General features: G+C 78.1%; 24 protein-coding genes and 1 riboswitch. Of the genes, 15 read left to right on the top strand and 9 right to left on the bottom strand.

The window, feature by feature from the left end; genetic code table 11:
• Window positions 1-24: 24 nt before the first annotated feature.
• A complete protein-coding gene (locus CHB98_RS13545; RefSeq protein WP_089306134.1) occupies window positions 25-411 on the top strand; it encodes a hypothetical protein in 387 nt (128 codons plus the stop codon).
• A gap of 12 nt (window positions 412-423) precedes the next feature.
• Here the strand turns inward: CHB98_RS13545 and CHB98_RS13540 are convergent, their stop codons facing one another.
• Window positions 424-834 carry a GlcG/HbpS family heme-binding protein gene (locus CHB98_RS13540; protein ID WP_089306133.1) on the bottom strand — a complete coding sequence of 137 codons (411 nt, stop codon included), beginning with the start codon at window positions 832-834 and terminating at the stop codon, window positions 424-426.
• Window positions 835-1,000: 166 nt separating this feature from the next.
• A complete protein-coding gene (locus CHB98_RS13535) occupies window positions 1,001-1,735 on the bottom strand; it encodes a cobalt-precorrin-6A reductase (protein ID WP_089306132.1) in 735 nt (244 codons plus the stop codon).
• A gap of 26 nt (window positions 1,736-1,761) precedes the next feature.
• Here CHB98_RS13535 and CHB98_RS13530 point away from each other — a divergent pair, with 26 nt between their 5' ends.
• On the top strand, window positions 1,762-2,880 hold the full coding sequence (locus tag CHB98_RS13530; RefSeq protein ID WP_089306131.1) for a cobalt-precorrin-5B (C(1))-methyltransferase: 1,119 nt from the start codon (window positions 1,762-1,764) through the stop codon (window positions 2,878-2,880).
• On the opposite strand, the gene cobM is transcribed toward CHB98_RS13530, so the two are convergent.
• The 3 genes from cobM to def form a co-directional block, all read right to left on the bottom strand.
• The gene (gene cobM, locus CHB98_RS13525) at window positions 2,856-3,596 is read right to left on the bottom strand and encodes a precorrin-4 C(11)-methyltransferase (protein ID WP_089306130.1); all 741 of its coding nucleotides are present in this window, start codon (window positions 3,594-3,596) and stop codon (window positions 2,856-2,858) included. The two genes, CHB98_RS13530 and cobM, sit on opposite strands and share 25 nt — an antisense overlap.
• Window positions 3,593-4,801 (bottom strand): precorrin-6y C5,15-methyltransferase (decarboxylating) subunit CbiE, encoded by a 1,209-nt coding sequence (gene cbiE, locus CHB98_RS13520; protein WP_089306129.1) that lies wholly within the window; start codon window positions 4,799-4,801, stop codon window positions 3,593-3,595. The genes cobM and cbiE overlap by 4 nt, the downstream gene beginning before the upstream one ends.
• Before the next feature lie 80 nt (window positions 4,802-4,881).
• Window positions 4,882-5,433, bottom strand: coding sequence for a peptide deformylase (gene def / locus CHB98_RS13515; protein WP_089306128.1), 552 nt, complete (start codon window positions 5,431-5,433; stop codon window positions 4,882-4,884).
• A 43-nt stretch (window positions 5,434-5,476) separates the two neighbouring features.
• Here def and CHB98_RS13510 point away from each other — a divergent pair, with 43 nt between their 5' ends.
• From CHB98_RS13510 to CHB98_RS13495, 4 genes are all read left to right on the top strand, one after another.
• Window positions 5,477-6,442: a cobalamin biosynthesis protein gene (locus CHB98_RS13510; protein ID WP_245821141.1), complete on the top strand. Its 966-nt coding sequence runs from the start codon at window positions 5,477-5,479 to the stop codon at window positions 6,440-6,442.
• Window positions 6,443-6,679: 237 nt separating this feature from the next.
• Window positions 6,680-7,408, top strand: a complete 729-nt coding sequence (locus CHB98_RS13505; protein WP_179224492.1) for an ANTAR domain-containing protein — start codon at window positions 6,680-6,682, stop codon at window positions 7,406-7,408.
• Between the two features lie 117 nt (window positions 7,409-7,525).
• On the top strand, window positions 7,526-8,194 hold the full coding sequence (locus tag CHB98_RS13500) for a lysophospholipid acyltransferase family protein (protein WP_089306125.1): 669 nt from the start codon (window positions 7,526-7,528) through the stop codon (window positions 8,192-8,194).
• Window positions 8,191-9,696: a cobyric acid synthase gene (locus CHB98_RS13495; RefSeq protein WP_089306124.1), complete on the top strand. Its 1,506-nt coding sequence runs from the start codon at window positions 8,191-8,193 to the stop codon at window positions 9,694-9,696. The genes CHB98_RS13500 and CHB98_RS13495 overlap by 4 nt, the downstream gene beginning before the upstream one ends.
• Here the strand turns inward: CHB98_RS13495 and CHB98_RS13490 are convergent.
• A complete protein-coding gene (locus tag CHB98_RS13490; protein ID WP_089306123.1) occupies window positions 9,683-10,072 on the bottom strand; it encodes an acyl-CoA thioesterase in 390 nt (129 codons plus the stop codon). The genes CHB98_RS13495 and CHB98_RS13490 overlap by 14 nt on opposite strands.
• Before the next feature lie 34 nt (window positions 10,073-10,106).
• Here CHB98_RS13490 and CHB98_RS13485 point away from each other — a divergent pair, with 34 nt between their 5' ends.
• Window positions 10,107-10,703: an MSMEG_1061 family FMN-dependent PPOX-type flavoprotein gene (locus tag CHB98_RS13485; RefSeq protein WP_089306122.1), complete on the top strand. Its 597-nt coding sequence runs from the start codon at window positions 10,107-10,109 to the stop codon at window positions 10,701-10,703.
• A gap of 41 nt (window positions 10,704-10,744) precedes the next feature.
• On the opposite strand, the gene CHB98_RS21155 is transcribed toward CHB98_RS13485, so the two are convergent.
• Complete coding sequence (locus tag CHB98_RS21155; RefSeq protein WP_143425084.1) at window positions 10,745-10,942, bottom strand: hypothetical protein; 198 nt, start codon at window positions 10,940-10,942, stop codon at window positions 10,745-10,747.
• A gap of 151 nt (window positions 10,943-11,093) precedes the next feature.
• Between CHB98_RS21155 and CHB98_RS13480 the strand changes: the two genes are divergently transcribed.
• Entirely contained in the window at window positions 11,094-11,609 is a 516-nt protein-coding gene (locus CHB98_RS13480) for a type II toxin-antitoxin system PemK/MazF family toxin (protein ID WP_245821140.1), read from the top strand.
• Between the two features lie 4 nt (window positions 11,610-11,613).
• Here the strand turns inward: CHB98_RS13480 and CHB98_RS13475 are convergent, their stop codons facing one another.
• Both CHB98_RS13475 and CHB98_RS13470 read right to left on the bottom strand, forming a co-directional pair.
• Complete coding sequence (locus tag CHB98_RS13475) at window positions 11,614-11,889, bottom strand: hypothetical protein (protein WP_245821139.1); 276 nt, start codon at window positions 11,887-11,889, stop codon at window positions 11,614-11,616.
• A gap of 53 nt (window positions 11,890-11,942) precedes the next feature.
• Entirely contained in the window at window positions 11,943-13,007 is a 1,065-nt protein-coding gene (locus tag CHB98_RS13470) for an AbrB family transcriptional regulator (protein ID WP_089306270.1), read from the bottom strand.
• 176 nt (window positions 13,008-13,183) lie between these two features.
• A riboswitch (cobalamin riboswitch) is annotated at window positions 13,184-13,254 on the top strand.
• A 55-nt stretch (window positions 13,255-13,309) separates the two neighbouring features.
• Here CHB98_RS13470 and CHB98_RS13465 point away from each other — a divergent pair.
• The 7 genes from CHB98_RS13465 to CHB98_RS13435 are packed head-to-tail and all read left to right on the top strand — an operon-like array spanning window position 13,310 to window position 19,851.
• Entirely contained in the window at window positions 13,310-15,313 is a 2,004-nt protein-coding gene (locus tag CHB98_RS13465) for a putative cobaltochelatase (RefSeq protein WP_089306119.1), read from the top strand.
• Window positions 15,313-15,927: a cob(I)yrinic acid a,c-diamide adenosyltransferase gene (cobO, locus tag CHB98_RS13460; protein WP_089306118.1), complete on the top strand. Its 615-nt coding sequence runs from the start codon at window positions 15,313-15,315 to the stop codon at window positions 15,925-15,927. The genes CHB98_RS13465 and cobO overlap by 1 nt, the downstream gene beginning before the upstream one ends.
• On the top strand, window positions 15,924-17,306 hold the full coding sequence (locus CHB98_RS13455) for a cobyrinic acid a,c-diamide synthase CobB (protein WP_089306117.1): 1,383 nt from the start codon (window positions 15,924-15,926) through the stop codon (window positions 17,304-17,306). The genes cobO and CHB98_RS13455 overlap by 4 nt, the downstream gene beginning before the upstream one ends.
• Entirely contained in the window at window positions 17,293-17,967 is a 675-nt protein-coding gene (locus tag CHB98_RS13450) for an energy-coupling factor ABC transporter permease (RefSeq protein ID WP_089306116.1), read from the top strand. Before CHB98_RS13455 ends, CHB98_RS13450 begins: the two co-directional genes overlap by 14 nt.
• Window positions 17,964-18,284: an energy-coupling factor ABC transporter substrate-binding protein gene (locus CHB98_RS13445; RefSeq protein WP_089306115.1), complete on the top strand. Its 321-nt coding sequence runs from the start codon at window positions 17,964-17,966 to the stop codon at window positions 18,282-18,284. The genes CHB98_RS13450 and CHB98_RS13445 overlap by 4 nt, the downstream gene beginning before the upstream one ends.
• Window positions 18,281-19,015 carry a cobalt ECF transporter T component CbiQ gene (gene cbiQ / locus CHB98_RS13440; protein WP_089306114.1) on the top strand — a complete coding sequence of 245 codons (735 nt, stop codon included), beginning with the start codon at window positions 18,281-18,283 and terminating at the stop codon, window positions 19,013-19,015. The genes CHB98_RS13445 and cbiQ overlap by 4 nt, the downstream gene beginning before the upstream one ends.
• Window positions 19,012-19,851: an energy-coupling factor ABC transporter ATP-binding protein gene (locus CHB98_RS13435; protein ID WP_089306113.1), complete on the top strand. Its 840-nt coding sequence runs from the start codon at window positions 19,012-19,014 to the stop codon at window positions 19,849-19,851. The genes cbiQ and CHB98_RS13435 overlap by 4 nt, the downstream gene beginning before the upstream one ends.

Genomic DNA, 19,851 nt, shown 5'->3' with positions numbered 1-19,851 from the left:
CCGCCGTCCGCACGAAGGACCTGCATGACCCGGACCCCCGACACCGCCGTGGCCCCCTCGACCGTCCGGGCGGTGCAGGCCACCGCCGTGCTCACGCTGCTGGTGCTGCTCTGGCAGTCCGTCACCGCCGGCCGCCTCCTGATCGGTGAGGACGGGACCGGCGGGCACGCAGCGGGGGCGATCGCCCTGCACGTCACCTCCGGCCTGCTCCTGCTGGCCACCGCCCTGCACGGGCGCCGCACGCGGGTGTGGTGGCCGGCCGCGCTGGCCGGGGTGGTGTTCGTGCTCGGCTTCGTCCAGGCGGCGCTGGGGAGCTCGGGCTCGATCGCGACGCACGTCCCGCTGGCCCTGGTGCTCACCGTGGGCACGGCGTGGCTGGCAGCCTGGGCGTTCCGCTCCCCGGCCCGCTGAACCGCCTCCGGCTCAGCCGAACGCCTGCCGGCCCGCCTCGGCCACCTGGTGGTCCTCCTCGACCGTGCCGGCGCTGACACCGACCCCGCCGGCGACCCGGCCGTCGGCGCCGCGCAGCAGCACGCCGCCGCCGAAGACCACGAGCCGGCCGCCGCTGGTCGCCTCGATGCCGTAGAGCGGCTGCCCCGGCTGCACCAGCGGGGCGAGGTCGCGGGTGTCCATCTGGAAGTACACCGCGGTGAGGGCCTTCTTCTGCGAGATGTCCTCGCCGATGAGCTTGGTGTCGTCCATGGCGGCGAACGCGACCAGGTTGCCCCCGCTGTCGACGACCGCGATGTTCATCGGCTGCCCGACGGTCCCGGCCTCCCGCTTGCAGGCCGCGACGACCGTCTCGGCCTGCTCCAGCGTGATGCTGCGGTTCATGGCGACTCCCTCGGGTCGGCGGACGGCGGTGCACCGTGCTCGGCTCGGGGAGTATCCGGTGAGCCCGGTCACGTCCGCGCCGGGGCGGCCCGGTCCGCGGCCGCGCCGTCGCCCTCCGTGCGTGTCCCTCACGGTGCGCGACGTGACCCCTCCGGCGACGCCCCGGTCACCGGCCCAGCCAGGCCAGCGCCTCCTCGACGGTCGCCACCACCGGCACGCCGGCGGGCAGCGGCGGCCGGCGGACCAGCACCACGGGGACGCCGAGCTCGCGCGCGGCGGTCAGCTTGGCGGCGGTCATGGACCCGCCGCTGTCCTTGGTGACCACGACATCGACGCCGTGCGCCACCATCAGCGCCCGCTCGCCGGCCACGGTGAACGGGCCGCGGTCGAGCACGACGGTGGCCCGCGGCGGCAGCGGCGGCGCCGGCGGGTCCACCGAGCGGACCACGCACGGCGCGGCCAGCCCGGCGAAGGCCGCCAGCCCCTGCCGGCCGGTGGTCACGAACGCGCAGCGGTGCCCGGTCATCGCGGCCGCCGCCTGCTCCAGGGTGTCCACCCACCGCCAGTCGTCGCCGGGCCGCGCCGTCCACCCGGGCCGCTGCAGCCGCAGCAGCGGGGTGCCGGTGGCCGCGGCCGCGGCCGCGGCGTGCGCGGTCATGGTCGCGGCGAAGGGGTGGGTGGCGTCGACCACTGCGGCGAACGGGCGGGGGTCGCCGTCCAGCGCGGCGGTCAGGCCGGCCACGCCGCCGAACCCGCCGACGCGCACCCCGCCGGGCGGGAGCGGGGGGTCGGCGACCCGGCCGGCCAGCGAGCTGAGCACGTCGGCGCCGGCGGCGACCAGCCGCGCGGCGAGCTGCCGGGCCTCCGCCGTCCCGCCCAGCACGAGCACCCGGCCGGTCACGGCCCCGCCCGGTGCATGCTGGTCGGGTGACCGGGGCGGGGCGCGAGGGCAGCACGGGGCTGCGCCACGGCTGGACCACCGGCGCGTGCGCGACCGCCGCCACCACCGCGGCCTACACCGCGCTGCTGACCGGCGAGTTCCCCGACCCGGTCCGGATCGACCTGCCGCACGACCGGCACCCGGCCTTCGCCCTCGCGCGGGAGTCCCTCGCCGACGGCGCCGCCACCGCCGGCGTCGTGAAGGACGCCGGCGACGACCCGGACGTCACCCACGGCGCGCTGGTGTCCGCGCGGGTCACCCACGGCGAGCCGGGGTCCGGCGTGGCGTTCCGCGCCGGCGAGGGCGTCGGCACGGTGACCAAGCCGGGCCTGCCGCTGGCCGTGGGCGAGCCGGCGATCAACCCGGTGCCGCGGCAGCTCGTCCGCGAGCACGTCGCCGCGGTCGCCGCCCGGCACGGCGGCACCGGCGACGTCGTCGTCGAGCTCTCCGTCGAGGGCGGCGCGGAGCTGGCGCTCAAGACGTGGAACCCGCGGCTGGGCATCCTCGGCGGGCTGTCCATCCTGGGCACGACGGGCGTCGTCGTCCCGTACTCGTGCGCCTCGTGGATCGACTCGATCCGCCGCGGCATCGACGTGGCCCGCGCGGCCGGGCACGCGCACGTCGCCGGCTGCACCGGGTCGACGAGCGAGCGGACGGTCGCCGAGCTGTACGGGTTGCCGGAGGACGCGCTGCTGGACATGGGCGACTTCGCCGGCGCGGTGCTCAAGTACCTGCGCCGCCACCCGGTGCCCCGGCTGACCGTCGCGGGCGGGATCGGCAAGCTGGCCAAGCTCGCCGACGGCCACCTGGACCTGCACTCGGCCCGCTCCCAGGTCTCCCCCGACGCGCTGGCGGCGATGGTCCGCGGGGCCGGCGGGGCGCCCGAGCTGGTCGCCGGGGTGCTCGGCGCCAACACCGCCCTCGACGCGCTGCGGCAGTGCCAGGCCGCCGGGCTGCCCCTGGGCGACCTGGTCGCCGCCGGGGCCCGGAGCACCGCGCTCGGCGTGCTGGACGGCGCCCCGGTCGAGGTCGACGTGGTGGTCGTCGACCGCGGCGGCACGGTGGTCGGCCGCGCCGGACATCAGCGGACCCTGGCCGCCGAGTAGAGGTGGCTGTCGGGGAACTCCCCCGCGGCCAGCACCGGGCCGACGACGACCACCGCCGTCCGCCGGACCCCGGCCGCCTCGACCTGACCGGCGATGTCGGCCAGCGTGCCGCGCAGCACCAGCTCGTCGTCCCGGCTGGCCCGGGCGACCACGGCGACCGGGCCGTCCTCCCCGTAGTGGGCGGCCAGCTCGGGGGCCAGCTCGGCGATCCGCTGGACGGCGAGGTGCAGCACCAGCGTCGCCCCGGTGGCGGCGTAGGCGGCCAGCTGCTCGCCGGGCGGCATCGGGGTGGAGCGGGCGCTGGTCCGGGTGAGGACGACGGTCTGCCCGACCCCGGGCACGGTGAGCTCGCGCTTGAGCGCCGCGGCCGCCGCCGCGAACGCCGGGACGCCGGGGACCACCTCGTAGGGCACCCCGGCCGCGTCCAGCCGGCGCATCTGCTCGGCCATCGCGCTCCAGATCGACGGGTCGCCGGAGTGCAGCCGGGCCACGTCGAGGCCGGCCTCGTGGGCGGCGACCAACTCGGCGGTGATCCGGTCCAGGTCGAGGTCGGCGGTGTCGACCAGCCGGGCGCCGGGCGGGGCGGAGTCGAGCAGCTCGCGGGGAACCAGGGCGCCGGCGTAGAGGCACACCGGCGCGGACGCGATGACCCGCGCGGCCCGCAGGGTGACCAGGTCCGCCGCCCCCGGCCCCGCCCCGACGAAGAAGACGGTCACCGGGTCACCGTCCAGATCGTCACGGGCATCGCGGGCCTCCAGCCGCTGAAGCCGCCAACCGGCACCGCGTGCGCGACCGACAGCCGGGTCAGCCCGCCGCCGACCCGGGCGCGCCAGGCGGCCAGCACCGCCTCGCCCTCCACCGTCACCGCGTTGGCCACCAGCCGGCCACCGGGGCGCAGCGCGGCCCAGCAGGCCTCCAGCAGCCCGTCGGTGGTCAGCCCGCCGCCGACGAACACCGCGTCCGGGCCGGGCAGCCCGGCCAGCGCGGCCGGCGCCCGGCCCTCGACGACGTGCAGGCCGGGGACGCCGAGCCGCGCGGCGTTCGCGGCGACCCGCCCTGCCCTCTCCACCGAGGACTCCACCGCCACCGCGCGGCAGGACGGGTGCACCCGCATCCACTCGACGCCGATGGACCCCGCGCCCGCGCCGACGTCCCACAGCAGCTGCCCGGGCAGCGGCGCGAGCCGGGCCAGGGTGACCGCGCGGACGTCGCGCTTGGTCAGCTGCCCGTCGTGCGCGTAGGCGTCGTCGGGCAGGCCGGGCACGGTCGGCAGCGGCACGGTGCCGGGGTCGGCGGCCACCTCGACCGCGGTGACCACGAGCGGGTCGGTGTCGGCGTGCGGCCAGCCGGCCGCGGTGCCGGTGACCTGCCGCTCGGCCGAGCCGCCCAGCCGGGCCAGCGCGGTGAGCCGGCTGGCCCCGTACCCCCGGTCGGCCAGCAGCCGGGCCACCTCCGCCGGCGTGCCGCCGTCGGAGCCGAGCACGAGCAGCCGGCGGCCCGGGGTGGCGTGCGGCGCGACCAGCTCGACCGGGCGGCCGACGACGGACACCACCGGGGTGTCCTCCACCGCCCAGCCCAGCCGCGCGCAGGCCAGCGTCACCGACGACGGGTGCGGCAGCACCTCGACCGCGCCCGCGCCGTGCAGCCGCACCAGCGAGGTGCCGACGCCGGACAGCATCGGGTCGCCGCTGGCCAGCACCACCACGCGGCGGCCCGGGTGCGCGCCGGGCAGCCCGGCCAGGGCGGGCGCCATCGGGGAGGGCCAGGGCACCCGCTCGGCGGGGACGTCGTCCGGCACGAGGGCCAGTTGGCGGGCGCTGCCGCGCAGCACGTCGGCGTCCATGACCGCCCGGCGGGCCCGCGGCGAGAGCCCGTCCCAGCCGTCGGCCCCGATGCCGACCACCACCACCGGCGTGCTCACGCGGTGCTCGACGGCGCGACTCCGCGCCTCGGTCCGCTCCTCGCTCGCTGGCGCTCGCTGCGATGCTCCCTCGGCTGTCGTCACGCGCTGCCCACCGGGCCGGCCGCCTCGGCCAGCAGCCGCTCCCGCTGGTCCTCGGGCAGCCGGTCGACGTAGACGGTGCCGTCGAGGTGGTCGACCTCGTGCTGCAGGCACCGGGCGGCCATCCCGGTGGCCTCGATGGACACCGGTGCGCCGTCGGCGTCGACGCCGTCCACCCGGGCGCGGAAGGCCCGCGGCAGGACGGCGTACGGCCCGGGCACCGACAGGCAGCCCTCGTCGGTGACCTCCTCGGCCGGCTCGCCCTCGCGCGGCCCGAGGACCGTCAGCTCCGGGTTGACCACGTAGCCGACGACGTCCTCGCCGGTGGCGTCGGGGCAGTCGATCACGAAGACCCGAGCGTCGACACCGATCTGGTTGGCCGCCAGGCCCACCCCGTCGGCGGCCTCCATCGAGGCGAACATGTCCAGCACCAGCCGGCGCAGGTCCCGGTCGAACACGGTGACCGGCGCGCACGCCCGGTGCAGGACCGGGTTGCTGCCGTAGGTGACGATCGGCCGGGCGACGCCGCTGTAACGGCCGGGCAGGCGCATGACCGGCCATCCTAGGGACGGCGGCGGTTGGCACGATCCCCTCGTGCACCCACCCGCCCGCGTGCTGCCCCCGCGTGACCTGCCGACCGCCGCGGGGCTGGCGCTCGGCGCGGCCGCCGACCTGCTGCTGGCCGACCCGCGGCGGTGGCACCCGGTGGCCGGGTTCGGCCGGGCCGCCGCCGCGCTGGAGCGCCCGCTCTGGCGGGACTCGCGGGCCGCCGGGGCCGCGTACGCCGCGCTGCTGGCCGGCGCCGCCACCGGCCTGGGCGTCGCCCTCGACCGGGCCACCCGCCGCCGCCCGGCCGCCCGCACCCTGGTCACCGCCGCCGCGACCTGGACGGTGCTGGGCGGCACCTCCCTGGCCCGCGCCGGGACGGCGATGGCGCGCACCCTGGACGCCGGCGACCTGCCCGCCGCCCGCGCCCTGCTGCCCACCCTCGCCGGCCGCGACCCGTCCCGGCTCGACGTCCCCGAGCTGGCCCGCGCCACCGTGGAGTCGGTCGCGGAGAACACCTCCGACGCCGCCGTCGCCCCGCTGGTCTGGGGCGCGCTGGCCGGCCTGCCCGGGCTGCTGGGCTACCGCGCGGTGAACACGCTGGACGCGATGGTGGGCCACCGGTCCCCGCGGTACGCCCGCTTCGGCTGGGCGGCCGCGCGCACCGACGACGTCGCCAACTGGCTGCCCGCCCGGCTCACCGCCGCGCTCACCGTGGCCGCCGCCCCGTCGGCCGGCGGCTCGGCGCGCGGCGCGTGGACCGCCTGGCGCCGCGACGGCGCGGCGCACCCCTCGCCCAACGCCGGGCGCTGCGAGGCGGCGCTGGCCGGCGCCCTGCAGCTGCGGCTGGGCGGGCGCAACGTCTACGGCAGCCGGGTGGAGGACCGCCCGGTCCTCGGCCGCGGTCGGGCGCCGACGGCCGGCGACGTGCCCCGCGCCGTCCGGCTGTCCGGGGCGGTCTGGACGGCGGCCGCGGTCCTCGCCGCCCTGGCCCGGGGACTGCGCCGCCGCTGACGCTGCGCCATCGACCGACCGCACTGCGCGACGCCACCTGGAGCCGCTCCAGGGACACGCGGGATGCGACACCGGGCAGGCACGGATCCCCTGTGCACGACGTCGCGGGACGCCGTACGGTCCCTGCTGACGGAGCGGTCGGTGGCCTGCGGGTCGCCGTCGTCCCGGGGAAGTCGAACACACGGCCCCCGGCGCCCCTGGCCGGACCTGCTCCGGCGGACCACCCGTGGAGTCGACGTGACCCCGACCGCCTCGCCCACCCTGCACCGCACCGCCGGCCCCCATCCCCGCCCGGTGCCGCAGCCGGTGCGCAGCACCACCACCGGCCGGCGGCTGGCCGGCCGCTACCGCTACGACCGGCACGCCGGCACGTGGTCGTGGACCCCGGAGATGGCCGCGCTGCTCACCCTGGCCCACAACGGGTCGCACCCGTGCACCGAGCTGCTGGTCCGCTCGCTGCACCCGGCCGACCGGCCGCGGGCCCTCGACGCCATCTCCGACGCCTGCACCGCCGGCGTCCCCTTCGCCCTGCGGGTGCGGCTGGGCGGCCGCAGCGGCGACGGGCGCCCCGCCGTCCTGGTCGGGGAGCCGCTCGTCGACGCCACCGGCACCGTCGACGCCCTCGAGGGCGTGCTGGTCGAGGTGCCCTCGGAGCCGGCCACGGACGCGCCCGGTGCCGGCGCGGACGGCGACGGCCGGGTGCTCGCCCTGGAGACGGAGGTCGAGCAGCTGCGCACCGCCATGAGCAGCCGCGCGGCGATCGAGCAGGCCAAGGGCATCCTCATGCTGCTGACCAGCTGCGGCGAGCAGGTGGCCTTCGACCTGCTGGCGCACATCTCCAGCAACTGCCACCGCAAGGTCCGTGACGTCGCGGTGGCGATCGTCGCGTCGGCGGCCGGGCACGCCGCGCTGCCGGAGGACATCCAGACGCTGATGCGCGACGTCTGCCCGCCCCGGCGGGCGTGAGCGCGCGGTAGGGCGTGTCACCCCGCCCCGGGAGCCGACCGCTCCCGGGGCGCGGGGGAGGATGCCGCTGTCGCCGGTGGTCGCCGGTGGTCCCCGAGCCGAGGAGGGGCAGGCGGCGTGCTCTACCTGGTCGCGCGGTTGGTCCTGCGCCCGTTGTTCCACCTCACCCTGCGGATGCGCGTGACGGGGCGGGAGAACGTGCCGGCGACCGGCGCGTTCATCCTGGCCAGCAACCACCTGTCCTTCATCGACAGCATGGTCATCCCGCTGTCCGCCCCCCGCCGCGTATACTACCTGGCCAAGGCGGAGTACTTCACGACCCCCGGGGTCGGCGGCTGGCTGACCCGGACGCTGTTCACCGCGCTCGGCGCGATGCCGGTGCAGCGGCAGACGTCGCGGGCCGCGCAGGAGGCGCTGGACACCGCACTGGCCGTGCTGCGCCGCGGCGAGGGGTTCGGCATCTACCCGGAGGGCACCCGCTCGCGCGACGGGCGGCTGGCCCGCGGCAAGACCGGCGTCGCCTGGCTGGCGCTGACCGCCGACTGCCCCGTCGTCCCGGTGGCCGTCGCGGGCACCGACCGGGTGCAGCCGGTCGACACCCGCTGGCCGCGCCCGCACAAGGTGGCGGTCACCTTCGGGGAGCCGCTGACCTTCCCGGAGCAGCGCGGCATGGCCGGCAACGGCCGGGCCCGCCGGGTGGTGACCGACCGGATCATGGAGGCGATCGCCGAGCTGTCCGGGCAGGAGAAGGCCGGCTGGGGCGGCCCACCGGGAGCCGGCCGGTGAGCGGCGCGCTGCTGGTGGCCGGGACGACGTCGGACGCCGGCAAGTCGGTGGTGACGGCCGGCATCTGCCGCTGGCTGGCCCGCCAGGGGGTGTCGGTGGCCCCGTTCAAGGCGCAGAACATGAGCAACAACTCGGTGGTCACCGCCGACGGCGCGGAGATCGGCCGGGCCCAGGTGATGCAGGCCGCCGCCGCCCGCGTGGAGCCCGAGGCGGCGATGAACCCGGTGCTGCTCAAGCCCGGCGGCGAGGACTCCAGCCAGGTCGTCGTCCTCGGCCGGCCGGTCGCGGACGTGACCGCGCTGTCCTACCGGCCGATGAAGGCCGCGCTGCTCGAGCAGGTGCTCAGCTGCCTGGCCGACCTGCGGGCCCGCTTCGACGTGGTGGTCTGCGAGGGCGCCGGCTCCCCCACCGAGATCAACCTGCGCGCCGACGACATCGCCAACATGGGCCTGGCCACCGCGGCCGGGCTGCCGGTGGTCGTCGTCGGCGACATCGACCGCGGCGGGGTGTTCCCCGCCCTCTACGGCACCGTCGCGCTCATGCCGCCGGCCGACCAGCGGCTGGTCGCCGGCTTCCTGGTGAACAAGTTCCGCGGCGACGTCCGGCTGCTGCGCCCGGGGCTGGACCGGCTGGCCGCCCTCGCCGGGCGGCCCACCCTCGGCGTGCTGCCCTGGCTGCCCGGCGCGGCCCTCGACGTCGAGGACTCCCTCGGCATCCCCACCGGCGTCACCCTGGCCGGGCCGCCGCACGGCGAGGAGGTGCTGCGGGTCGCCGTCGCCCGGCTGCCCCGGCTGTCCAACTCCACCGACGTCGACGCGCTGGCCGCCGAGCCCGGCGTCCTGGTGCGCCACGTCACCCGGCCCGAGGAGCTGGCCGACGCCGACCTGGTGGTGCTGCCCGGCACCCGCGCGACGGTGAGCGACCTGGGCTGGCTGCGGGAGACCGGGCTGGCCGACGCCGTCGCCCGGCACGCCGCAGCCGGGCGGGCGGTCCTCGGCGTGTGCGGCGGGCACCAGATGCTGGCCCGCACCATCACCGACCACGTGGAGTCGCGGGCCGGCACCGTGCCCGGCCTGGGGCTGCTGCCCGCCGACGTGCGGTTCGCGCCGGAGAAGACGCTGGGCCGGCCCGCCGGGACGGCGCTGGGCGAGCCGGTGCGCGGCTACGAGATCCACCACGGCGTGGTCACCTACGTCGACGATGCCGAGCCCTTCCTGGACGGCGGCCGGGTCGGCGCGGTGTTCGGCACCACGTGGCACGGGGCGCTGGAGAACGACGGGTTCCGGCGGGCGTTCCTCACCGAGGTCGCGCGGGTGGCCGGACGGCGGTACGTGCCGGCGCCGGACACCGACTTCGCCGCGGTCCGGGAACGCCGGCTGGACGCGCTCGGCGACCTGGTCGCCGAGCACGCCGACACCGCCGCGCTGTGGCGACTGCTGGAGGACGGCGCCCCGGACGGCCTGCCGCTGCTCCCGCCCGGGGACGCGCTCACCCCGCGGTGACGCGGGACCGGACGTCGTCCGGCCAGGGCGCCGGGCCGCCGTCGGTGAGCCAGACGTAGGTGGTGCGGACGACGCAGCAGACCCGCCCGTCCACGCGCACGGTGCAGCCGACGGTCAGGCTGGTGCGGCCCACGCGCTCCGCGTCGGCGTCCACGGTGACCGTGTCGCCCCAGCGCGCCGGGGAGCTCCACTCCAGCGTGCTGGCCTTGACCACCGGCTCGCCGCCGCGGGCGACCAGCTCGTCCCAGGGCAGGCCGACCGACGCCCACCAGGCCGTCGCGGCCTCGTCGGCCCAGGTCAGGTAGTGGGCGTTGAAGACCACGCCCTGCTGGTCGCACTCGACGTACCGGACCGGCGAGCTCCACTGTGCGGGCACGGGGGGCCACGGTAGCGGCGGCTACCGTTCGGCCATGGACTCCGCCGCCGTGCTGGCCTCCTACCGCGAGCCCTCGCAGCTGGTCCGCGACAAGGTCGTGGCCGCCCTGGACCGGCACTGCCGGGCCTTCATCGCGCTCTCGCCGTTCGCCACGCTGTCCACGGCCGGCCCCGACGGCTGGCCCGACGTCTCCCCGCGGGGCGGGGACCCGGGCTTCGTCCGCGTCCTGGACGAGCGCACGCTGGCGCTGCCCGACCGGCAGGGCAACAACCGGGTCGACGGCCTGCGCAACACCGTCGGCAACCCCCGCGCGGCCCTGCTGTTCCTCGTGCCCGGGTTCGAGGAGACGCTCAAGGTCTTCGGGACGACGACGCTGGTGGGCCCCGACGCGCTCGGCGTGGACCTCACCGAGTTCGGCCGCGGGCCGCGCTCGGTCCTGGTGCTGACCGTCGAGCGCGCCTACTTCCAGTGCGGCAAGGCGGTCATGCGCTCGGGCCTGTGGGACGCCGACCGGCAGGTGCCGCGCTCGTCGTTCCCCGCGCTCGGCGAGGTGCTGCGCGACCACTGCCGGCTGACCACGCCGCTGCCCGGGCAGGAGGAGATGCGCGCGGAGCTGGCCACCGAGCTCTGAGCGGACCCCGTCGCGAGCTCGGGGCGGTGCCCGGGAGGGGCCTAGCCGGCGCGCAGGTCCCGGGCGAGTCTCCGGTAGGCGACGGTGCGTTCGGCGATCGCCCGCCGGCGGCCCCGCCGGCTGCGCGGGCCGGTGCCCAGGTAGCGCGCGTCCTCCACGAGCTGGAAGGCGGCGAGCACGCTCGCCTTCACCTCGCGCCCCCGCGGCGAAGCAGGGGGAAGCGGCTCGGCCGAGGTCATGGGGACTCCCCTCTCCCGGGGAGACCACGTCCGCCCCGTGGGCACATCGTGCCCCCGTGTCGGCCAGTCGAACCACAGGCGTGACGAATTGGTGCCCGTGTGTCACGAGTGACACTCGGGCACCCCGGCCCGACGCGCTAGCCTGCGCCTCGTGGCCGGCCCCTCCCTGTCCCGGGTGCTCGGCCGGCTGCTGCGGTCGGCCCTGCGGCCCCGCGCCGGCCGCCCGCCCGCACCCGCCGCGCCGGGCGACGGCGGCGTCCGCGACCTCCCGGGCGGGCTGGCCGGCGTCGAGCTGGTCCACCGCCCGCAGGACGACGGCGAGCCCGACCCCGGCGAGGTCGTCTGGGCGTGGGTGCCCTACGACGAGGGCGACGGCCGCGGCAAGGACCGCCCGGTGCTCGTGGTCGGCCGCCGCGGCGCGGACCTGGTGGGCCTGCTGCTGTCCGGCCAGGACCACGACCGGGACGCCGCGGACGAGGCCCGGTACGGCCGCCACTGGGTGGACGTCGGCCGCGGCGGCTGGGACCCGCGCGGGCGGCCCAGCGAGGCGCGCCTGGACCGCCTGCTGCTCGTCCCGCCCGGCGCGGCCCGCCGGGAGGGTGCGGTGCTCGGGCGGGCCGTGTTCGACGAGGTGGTGGCGGCGCTGCGCGCCCTCCACCGGTCGTGACCGCTCAGTCGGCGACGGACCGGTCGCGGACCGGCTGCCGCGGCCGCAGGCGGTACACGCCGGCCCGGGGGCCCAGCGGGGTCAGGTCGTAGCGGTGCACGACCTTGGGGCCGCCGTGCAGGTGGACGTGCGTGATGGTGGGCAGGGGCTCGCCGAGGCGCGCCTCGCGGATCTCCACCCGCCCGTCGAGCGGGCCACCGACGAACAGCAGCACCGCGTCCTGCGTCCCGGCGTCCGCGCCGGTCGGTTCCTCGGACAGCTCCCTCACCTCCCTGGGCACCCGGTCGAGGGTAGGCGCGCCAGGTGCCCACGGCACCGGAACGGCCGCATCGGTCACCCGCGGGTGCGGCGCAGCCAGCGCGCCAACAGCGGCGCGGACAGCAGCATCACGAACAGCCGCAGCACCTGCACGGCCAGCACGAAGGTGGCGTCGGCGCCGCTGTCCTGGGCGGTGGCGAGCACCGCGTAGAGCCCGCCGGGGGTGGTGGCGAGGTAGGCGTCCAGCGCGCTGGCACCGGTGGTCGCGGCCAGCAGCGCGCCCAGCCCGGCACAGGCGACGATCAGCCCGAGGATGACGACCAGGGCCAGGGGCATGGCGCGGCCGATGGTGCGCAGGCTGTCGCGGGTGAAGGCGAGCCCGACCACCAGCCCGACGGCCAGGAAGGCCGCCGCCGCCAGCGGCGCCGGGACGTCCGCGCCGGCGGAGAGCCCGCCGAGGTCGAGCCCGGCGGCCACCAGCATCGGCCCGAGCAGGGCGGGCACCGGGATCCGCAGCAGCCGGGCCAGCGGCGCGCCGGCGCCGAGGCAGACGGCGGCGAACAGCAGCCCGGCCGGCCAGCCCGGCCCGGCGTCGTCCACCGTGGGCCCGCCGGCGCCCGGGTCGGCGCCGAACACCGTCGCCGCCGTCACCGGCATGAGGGCCACGATGAGCAGCACCCGCAGGTACTGCAGGACGGCGACCATCCGCTCGTCGGCGCCCAGCTCCCGGGACATCGCGGTGATGCCCGACGCGCCCCCGGCGACCATGGCGAACGCGCCGGTCACCGGGCTGACGCCGCGCTGCAGGCGCATGAGCAGCCCGGCCAGCACGCTGAGCAGCAGGGTGGCGAGGGTGACCAGCAGCACCGGCAGCCAGTTCCGGGCGACCGCCTCCAGCGTGCCCAGGTCGACCAGCGCGCCGATGGAGACGCCGATCAGCCCCTGGGCCGCCGTCGTGACCGGCTTGGGGACGGCGAGCCGCCGCCGGCCGGCCAGCCCGCGCGCCAGCCCGGCGAGCAGCCCGCCGAACAGCGCCGGGGAGGGCAGGTCGAGGACGTCGAGGGCCAGCGCGAGCCCGGCGGCGACGGCCACGACCAGCGCCGCGTCGGCCGCCCGCGCACCCCACCCCGGCTCCGCCACGGCGCCCACTCTGCCCGGCCCGCTGCAGGGTCCCGCCGCGAGCCTGCGAGCGGTGGGGGGTCGAACCGCGGCGGCACAGCATGCCGCGTCACTCCCCGGACCCTCGAGTGACCGGGCCGGGGTGTCACCCGGGGGGTCGGGCGTGGTCTGATGACGCCACCACAGCGACGGCAGTGGAGGAAGCCCGGTGCGACTCCGGCGCGGTCCCGCCACTGTGACCCGGCACCCGCCGGGGAGTCAGGAACTCCCGCCGTCGCCTCCTGCCACCTCCGGGCGTGGACACCCGGGGAGAGGACCCCCGGGTGACCTACCCCTTCGGCGCCGTCGTCGGCATGGACGACATGCGCCTGGCCCTGCTGCTCAACGCCGTCTCGCCCGCCGTCGGCGGCGTGCTGGTGCGCGGCGAGAAGGGGACGGCGAAGTCGACGGCGGTGCGCGCGCTGGCCGCCGTCCTCCCCGCCGTCGACGTCGTCGCCGGCTGCCGGTTCGCCTGCGACCCCACCGCACCCGACCCCGCCTGCCCGGACGGCCCGCACGACGCGGACGCCCCGGGGCAGACGCGGCCGGCGCGGCTGGTCGAGCTGCCGGTCGGCGCCTCCGAGGACCGCGTCGTCGGCTCCCTGGACCTGGAGCGGGCGCTCACCGAGGGCGTGAAGGCGTTCGAGCCCGGGCTGCTGGCCGCCGCGCACCGCGGCGTGCTCTACGTCGACGAGGTCAACCTGCTGCACGACCACCTGGTCGACCTGCTGCTGGACGCCGCCGCGCTGGGCACCGCCTACGTCGAGCGCGAGGGCGTCTCGGTGCGGCACGCCGCCCGGTTCCTGCTGGTCGGGACGATGAACCCCGAGGAGGGCGAGCTGCGCCCGCAGCTGCTCGACCGGTTCGGGCTCACCGTCGAGGTGGCCGCGCCGCGCGACCCGGCCGAGCGCGCCGAGGTGGTGCGCCGCCGGTTCGCGCACGACGCCGACCCGGCCGGGTTCACCGCGACCTGGGCCGAGGAGGAGGCCGGCCTGGCCGCGCGGATCGCCGGCGCGCGCGCCCGGCTGCCGCACGTCGTCCTCTCCGACGCCGCGCTGCGCCAGGTGACCTCGGTCTGCGCCGCGTTCGACGTCGACGGGCTGCGCGCCGACCTGGTCACCGCCCGGGCCGCCATCGCGCACGCCGCCTGGTGCGGCCGCGACGAGGTCACCGAGGACGACGTCCGGGTCGCCGCCCGGCTGGCGCTGCCGCACCGCCGGCGGCGCAACCCCTTCGACGCCCCCGGCCTGGACGACGACACCCTCGAGCAGGCCCTGGACGACGCCCGCCCCGAGGACGACGGCCCGCCCGAGGGCGACGGTGGCGGCCCGGGCGGCGGCGGACCCGACGACCGGGGCACGGGAGGCAGTGCACCCGGATCGGGCGCCGAGACGCAGGCCGAGCCTCCCACGCCTGCGGAGGACGGCGCGCCGGACGAGGCCGCGCCGGCGCCCGAGCGGGCCGCGGTCGCGCCGGCCGACCCGTTCCGCACCCGCCGCCTGGAGGTCCCCGGCATCGGCGCGGGCGTCGCCGGCCGGCGGTCGCGGGCGCGCGGCGACCGGGGCCGCGTCGTCGGCGCGACGGTGCCCCGCGGCTCGGTCACCCGGCTGCACCTGACCGGCACCGTGCTCGCCGCCGCCCCGCACCAGGTGGCCCGCGGGCGCACCGGTCCGGGCCTGCGGATCGCCCGGGAGGACCTGCGCCAGGCCACGCTGGAGGGCCGCGAGGGCAACCTGGTGCTGTTCGTCGTCGACGCCAGCGGCTCGATGGGCTCCCGGTCGCGGATGGCCGCGGTGAAGGGCGCCGTCCTGTCGCTGCTCATGGACGCCTACCAGCGCCGGGACAAGGTCGGGCTGGTGACCTTCCGCGGCACCGGTGCCGAGCTGGCGCTGCCGCCCACCTGGTCGGTCGAGGCCGCCGCGGCCCGGCTGCGCGAGCTGCCCACCGGCGGGCGCACCCCCCTGGCCGCCGGGCTGCTGCGGGCGCACGACACGCTGCGGGTGGAGCAGGTGCGCGACCCGCAGCGCCGACCGCTGCTCGTCGTCGTCACCGACGGCCGGGCCACCGGCGCGCGCGGCGGGGACCACCTCGGCGACGCCCGCCGGGCGGCGGCCCTGCTGGCCCGCGGCGACGTGGCCGGCGTGGTGGTCGACTGCGAGTCCGGGCCGGTGCGGCTCGGGCTGGCCGGCGTCCTCGGGACGGCACTCGGCGCGCGCACGCTGCGGCTGGAGGAGCTGGCCGCGAAGTCGCTGGCGGCCACGGTGCGCACCGTGCGCGAGGCCGCCTGATGCCCCGGGGCCAGGTGAGCGTCGTCCCGGCGGACGGGCTGACCACGCGGGCGCGGCGCAACCGGCCGCTGCTCGCCGTGCACACCGGCGAGATGAAGGGCAAGTCCACCGCGGCGTTCGGCATGGCGATGCGCGCGTGGAACCAGGGCTGGCCGATCGCGGTCTACCAGTTCGTCAAGAGCGCCAAGTGGCGGGTCGGCGAGGAGAACGCGCTGACCGCGCTGGGCCGGCTGCACGCGCAGACCGGCGAGGGCGGGCCGGTCGTCTGGCACAAGATGGGGTCGGGCTGGAGCTGGTCGCGCCGGCAGGGCACCGAGGTCGACCACGCCGGCGACGCCGCCGAGGGCTGGGCCCAGATCAAGCGCGACCTCGCCGCCGAGGCGCACCGCTTCTACGTGCTCGACGAGTTCACCTACCCGCTCAAGTGGGGCTGGGTGGACGTCGAGGACGTCGTCGACACCCTGGTCCACCGGCCCGGCACCCAGCACGTCGTCGTCACCGGGCGGGACGCCCCGCCGGCGCTGGTCGAGGCCGCCGACCTGGTCGTGGAGATGACCAAGGTCAAGCACCCGATGGACGCCGGCCAGAAGGGCCAGCGGGGGATCGAGTGGTGAGCGCCGTCCCGCGCGTCGTCGTCGCCGCGCCGACGAGCAACGCGGGCAAGACGTCGGTCGCCACCGGGCTGGTCGCCGCGCTGGCCGCCCGTGGCATGGCCGTGTCCCCGCACAAGGTCGGCCCCGACTACATCGACCCGGGCTACACCGGCCTGGCCGCCGGGCGCCCGGGGCGCAACCTGGACCCGGTGCTGGTCGGCGAGGAGCGGGTCGTCCCGCTGTTCCTGCACGGGGCCCGCGGCGCGGACGTCGCCGTCGTCGAGGGGGTCATGGGCCTGTTCGACGGCGCCACGCGGGCCGGCCTGGAGCCCGGCTTCGCCTCGACCGCGCACGTCGCGCGGCTGCTGCGCGCCCCGGTGGTGCTGGTCGTGGACGCCGGCTCGCAGGCGCAGAGCGTGGCGGCGCTGGTGCACGGCTTCGCCACCTACGACCCGACGGTGCGGCTGGGCGGGGTGGTGCTCAACCGGGTCGGCAGCGACCGGCACGAGCAGATCCTCCGCGACGCGCTCGGCGGCTCGGGCGTGCCGGTGCTGGGCGCGGTCCGGCGGCTGACCGAGCTCGGCACGCCGTCCCGGCACCTCGGGCTGGTGCCCGCCGCCGAACGGTCGGCCGAGGCGCTGGCCACCGTCGGCCGGCTCGGCGAGGTGGTCGCCGCCTCGGTCGACCTGGACGCCGTGCTGCGGCTGGCCCGCACGGCCCCCGCCCTGGACGCCGTCCCCTGGGACCCCGCCGCCGAGGTCGTCCGGGTCGAGGGCCGGCCGCGGATCGCGGTCGCCGGCGGCGCGGCCTTCACCTTCGGCTACGCGGAGAACACCGAGCTGCTGGAGGCCGCGGGCGCCGAGGTCGTGCTCGTCGACCCGCTGCGCGACGAGGCGCTCCCGGAGGGCACGGCGGGGCTGGTGGTCGGCGGCGGGTTCCCCGAGGTGCACGCCGCGGACCTCTCCGCCAACCAGACGCTGCGCGCGGACATCGCCGCGCTCGCCGTCCGGGGGACGCCTGTCGCCGCCGAGTGCGCCGGGCTGCTCTACCTGGCCCGCAGCCTGGACGGCGTCCCGATGTGCGGGGTCCTGCCCACCGACGCGGTGATGTCGCCGCGGCTGACCCTGGGCTACCGGGAGGCAGTCGCGCTCAGCGACTCCGTGCTCGCCGCCGCGGGCACCCGGGTGCGCGGCCACGAGTTCCACCGGACGGTGGCCACCCCCCGCGCCGGGGCCGCCCCGGCCTGGCAGTGGGCGGACGCCGAGCCGGAGGGGTACGTCGCCGGCGGCGTGCACGCCTCCTACCTGCACCTGAACTGGGCCGGCTCCCCGGGGATCGCCGCCCGCTTCGTCGCCGCGGCCGCACGGCTGCCGGAGGAGGCCCTGCGTGCACATCGCTGAGGGCTTCCTGCCGGTGCCGCACGCGGTCGGCTGGACGCTGGCCGCGGCGCCGTTCGTCGTGCACGGCGCGCGGCGGGTCGTCGTCGAGGTCCGCGAGCGCCCGGAGGCCACCCTGCTGCTCGGGGCGGCCGGCGCGTTCACCTTCGTGCTCAGCGCGGTGAAGCTCCCCTCGTTCACCGGCAGCTCCAGCCACCCGACCGGCACCGGCGCCGGCGCGGTGCTGTTCCGGCCGCCGGTCATGGCGCTGCTCGGCACGATCGTGCTGCTGTTCCAGGCGCTGCTGCTGGCCCACGGCGGGCTGACCACGCTGGGCGCCAACGCCTTCGCGTTCGCCGTCGTCGGGCCGTGGGCCGGCTACGGCGCCTACCGGCTCACCCGGGCCCTCGGCGGCGGGCTGCTGCCCGGCGTCTTCGCCGCGATGGCCGTCGCCGACCTGGCCACCTACGTCACCACCGCCGGGCAGCTGGCGCTCGCCCTGCCCGACGCCGAGACCGGGGTGCCCGGCGCGCTGGTCAAGTTCCTGTCCGTGTTCGCGCTCACCCAGGTGCCGCTGGCGGTCGGCGAGGGGCTGCTCGGCGTCCTGCTGTTCCGCGCGCTGACCACCAACGCCCGCCCGGAGCTGGAACGGCTCGGCCTGCTGCGCCCGGAGCCCGCTCGGTGACCCGCTCCCGGCTGGTCACCGCGCTGCTGGTGCTCGCCGTGGTCGCGCTGGTCGCCCTGCCGCTGGTGCTCGACGGCGGGGCGTCGGACTTCTCCGGCACCGACGCCGCGGCCGCGGAGCTCGCCGAGGCCCAGGGCGCGCAGCCGTGGTTCGCGTCGGTGTTCTCGCCGTCGTCGAGCGAGGTGGAGTCCGGGCTGTTCGCGCTGCAGGCCGGGCTCGGCGGCGGCGTGCTCGGCTACGTGCTCGGCCGGCTGCGCGGCCGCCGGCTGGCCGAGCGGGCAGCGGCGGACCGGGCACGGGGGGACGGCGGCACGTGACCGGGCTCGCCGTGGACGACGCCGCCTGGGCCAGCGCCTGGCGCCGCCGCTCCCCCGCCGACAAGCTGCTGCTCTGCGGCGGCCTGGTGGTGTGCGCGCTGGCGCTGCCCGCGTGGCCGGGCAGCGTGCTGGTCGGGCTCACCGCCGTCGTGCTCGCGCTCGGCCCGGCCCGGGTGCCGGCGCGCACCCTCGGCCGCGCGGTGCGCTGGCCGCTGGCGTTCATCCTGGCCGGGGCGCTGACGTCGGCGGTCACCGTGGGCACCGGCGGCCTCGGCTGGGCGCCGGACGCCGCCGCCCGCGCCGGGTCGCTCACCGCGCACGCGCTGGCCGGCAGCGCCGCCGTCCTGCTGCTGGCCTGTACCACGCCGGTGTCGGACCTGCTGCCCGCGCTGCGCGCCCTGCGGGTGCCGGCCGCCGTGGTCGAGGTGGCCGGCGTGACCTACCGGATGCTGTTCGTGCTGCTGGCCAGCCTGCGCGCGATCCGGGAGGCGCAGACGGCGCGGATGGGGCACTCCACCTGGCGCCGCTCGTACCGCTCCTCGGGCGCGCTGGCCGCCGCGGTGCTCACCCGCTCCTGGGACCGCGCCCGCCGGATGCAGGAGGGCCTGGCCGGTCGCGGCATGGAGACCGGGCTGCGGGTGCTGCCGGAGGTGCTGCCGTCGTCCCGGGCCTTCCTCGCCGCCTCCGCCGCCGGGCTGGCCGCGATCGTGGCCGTCGGGGTGGCCGGGTGACGCACCGGACGCTGGTCGCCGAGGCGCTGGTCGTCGGGTACGCCCGCGGGCAGCGGGTGCTCGACGGTGCGTCCCTGACCGTCCCCGCCGGGCGCCGGCTGGCGCTGCTGGGCGCCAACGGCTCGGGCAAGACCACGCTGCTGCGCTGCCTGTCCGGGGCGCTCGAGCCGGTCGCGGGCACGGTCGCCGTCGACGGGGTCCGGCTGCGGCACACCCGCGCCGGCCTGCGCGCGCACCGGCAGGAGGTGCAGCTGGTGCTGCAGGACCCCGACGACCAGCTGTTCAGCGCCTCCGTCGCGCAGGACGTGTCGTTCGGCCCGCTGAACCTGGGCCTGCCCGAGGACGCCGTCCGGGAGCGCGTGGCCGAGGCCCTCGGGCTGCTCGGCGTCGCCGGCCTCGCCGCGCGGCCGACCCACCAGCTGTCCTACGGCGAGCGCAAGCGGGTCGCGATCGCCGGCGCGGTGGCGATGCGCCCCTGCGTGCTGCTGCTCGACGAGCCGACGGCCGGCCTGGACCCGTCCGCGGTCACCGAGGCGCTGGCCGCCCTGGAGCGGCTGCGGGCGTCCGGGTCGACCGTCGTCATGAGCACCCACGACGTCGACCTGGCGCTGCGCTGGGCCGACGACGTCGCCGTCGTCGTCGACCGCGCGGTGGTGCAGGGCTGCCCCGCCGACGTCCTGTCCGACGACGACCTGCTCGCCCGCGCCCGGCTGGACCGCCCCTGGGCGCTGACCGTCGGCGCCCGGCTGCGGGCGCTGGGCCTGCTGCCCGACGGCGCGCTCCCCCGCGACGCCGGCGAACTGCTCGCCGCGCTGCCCGAGCGGGTCCTGCCGTGA

Origin of the sequence: Geodermatophilus pulveris (assembly GCF_900188375.1) — a bacterium.
GTDB lineage: Bacteria > Actinomycetota > Actinomycetes > Mycobacteriales > Geodermatophilaceae > Geodermatophilus > Geodermatophilus pulveris.
Note: the sequence above shows the minus strand (reverse complement) of the source record. Positions and strands in the feature narration are given on the sequence as shown.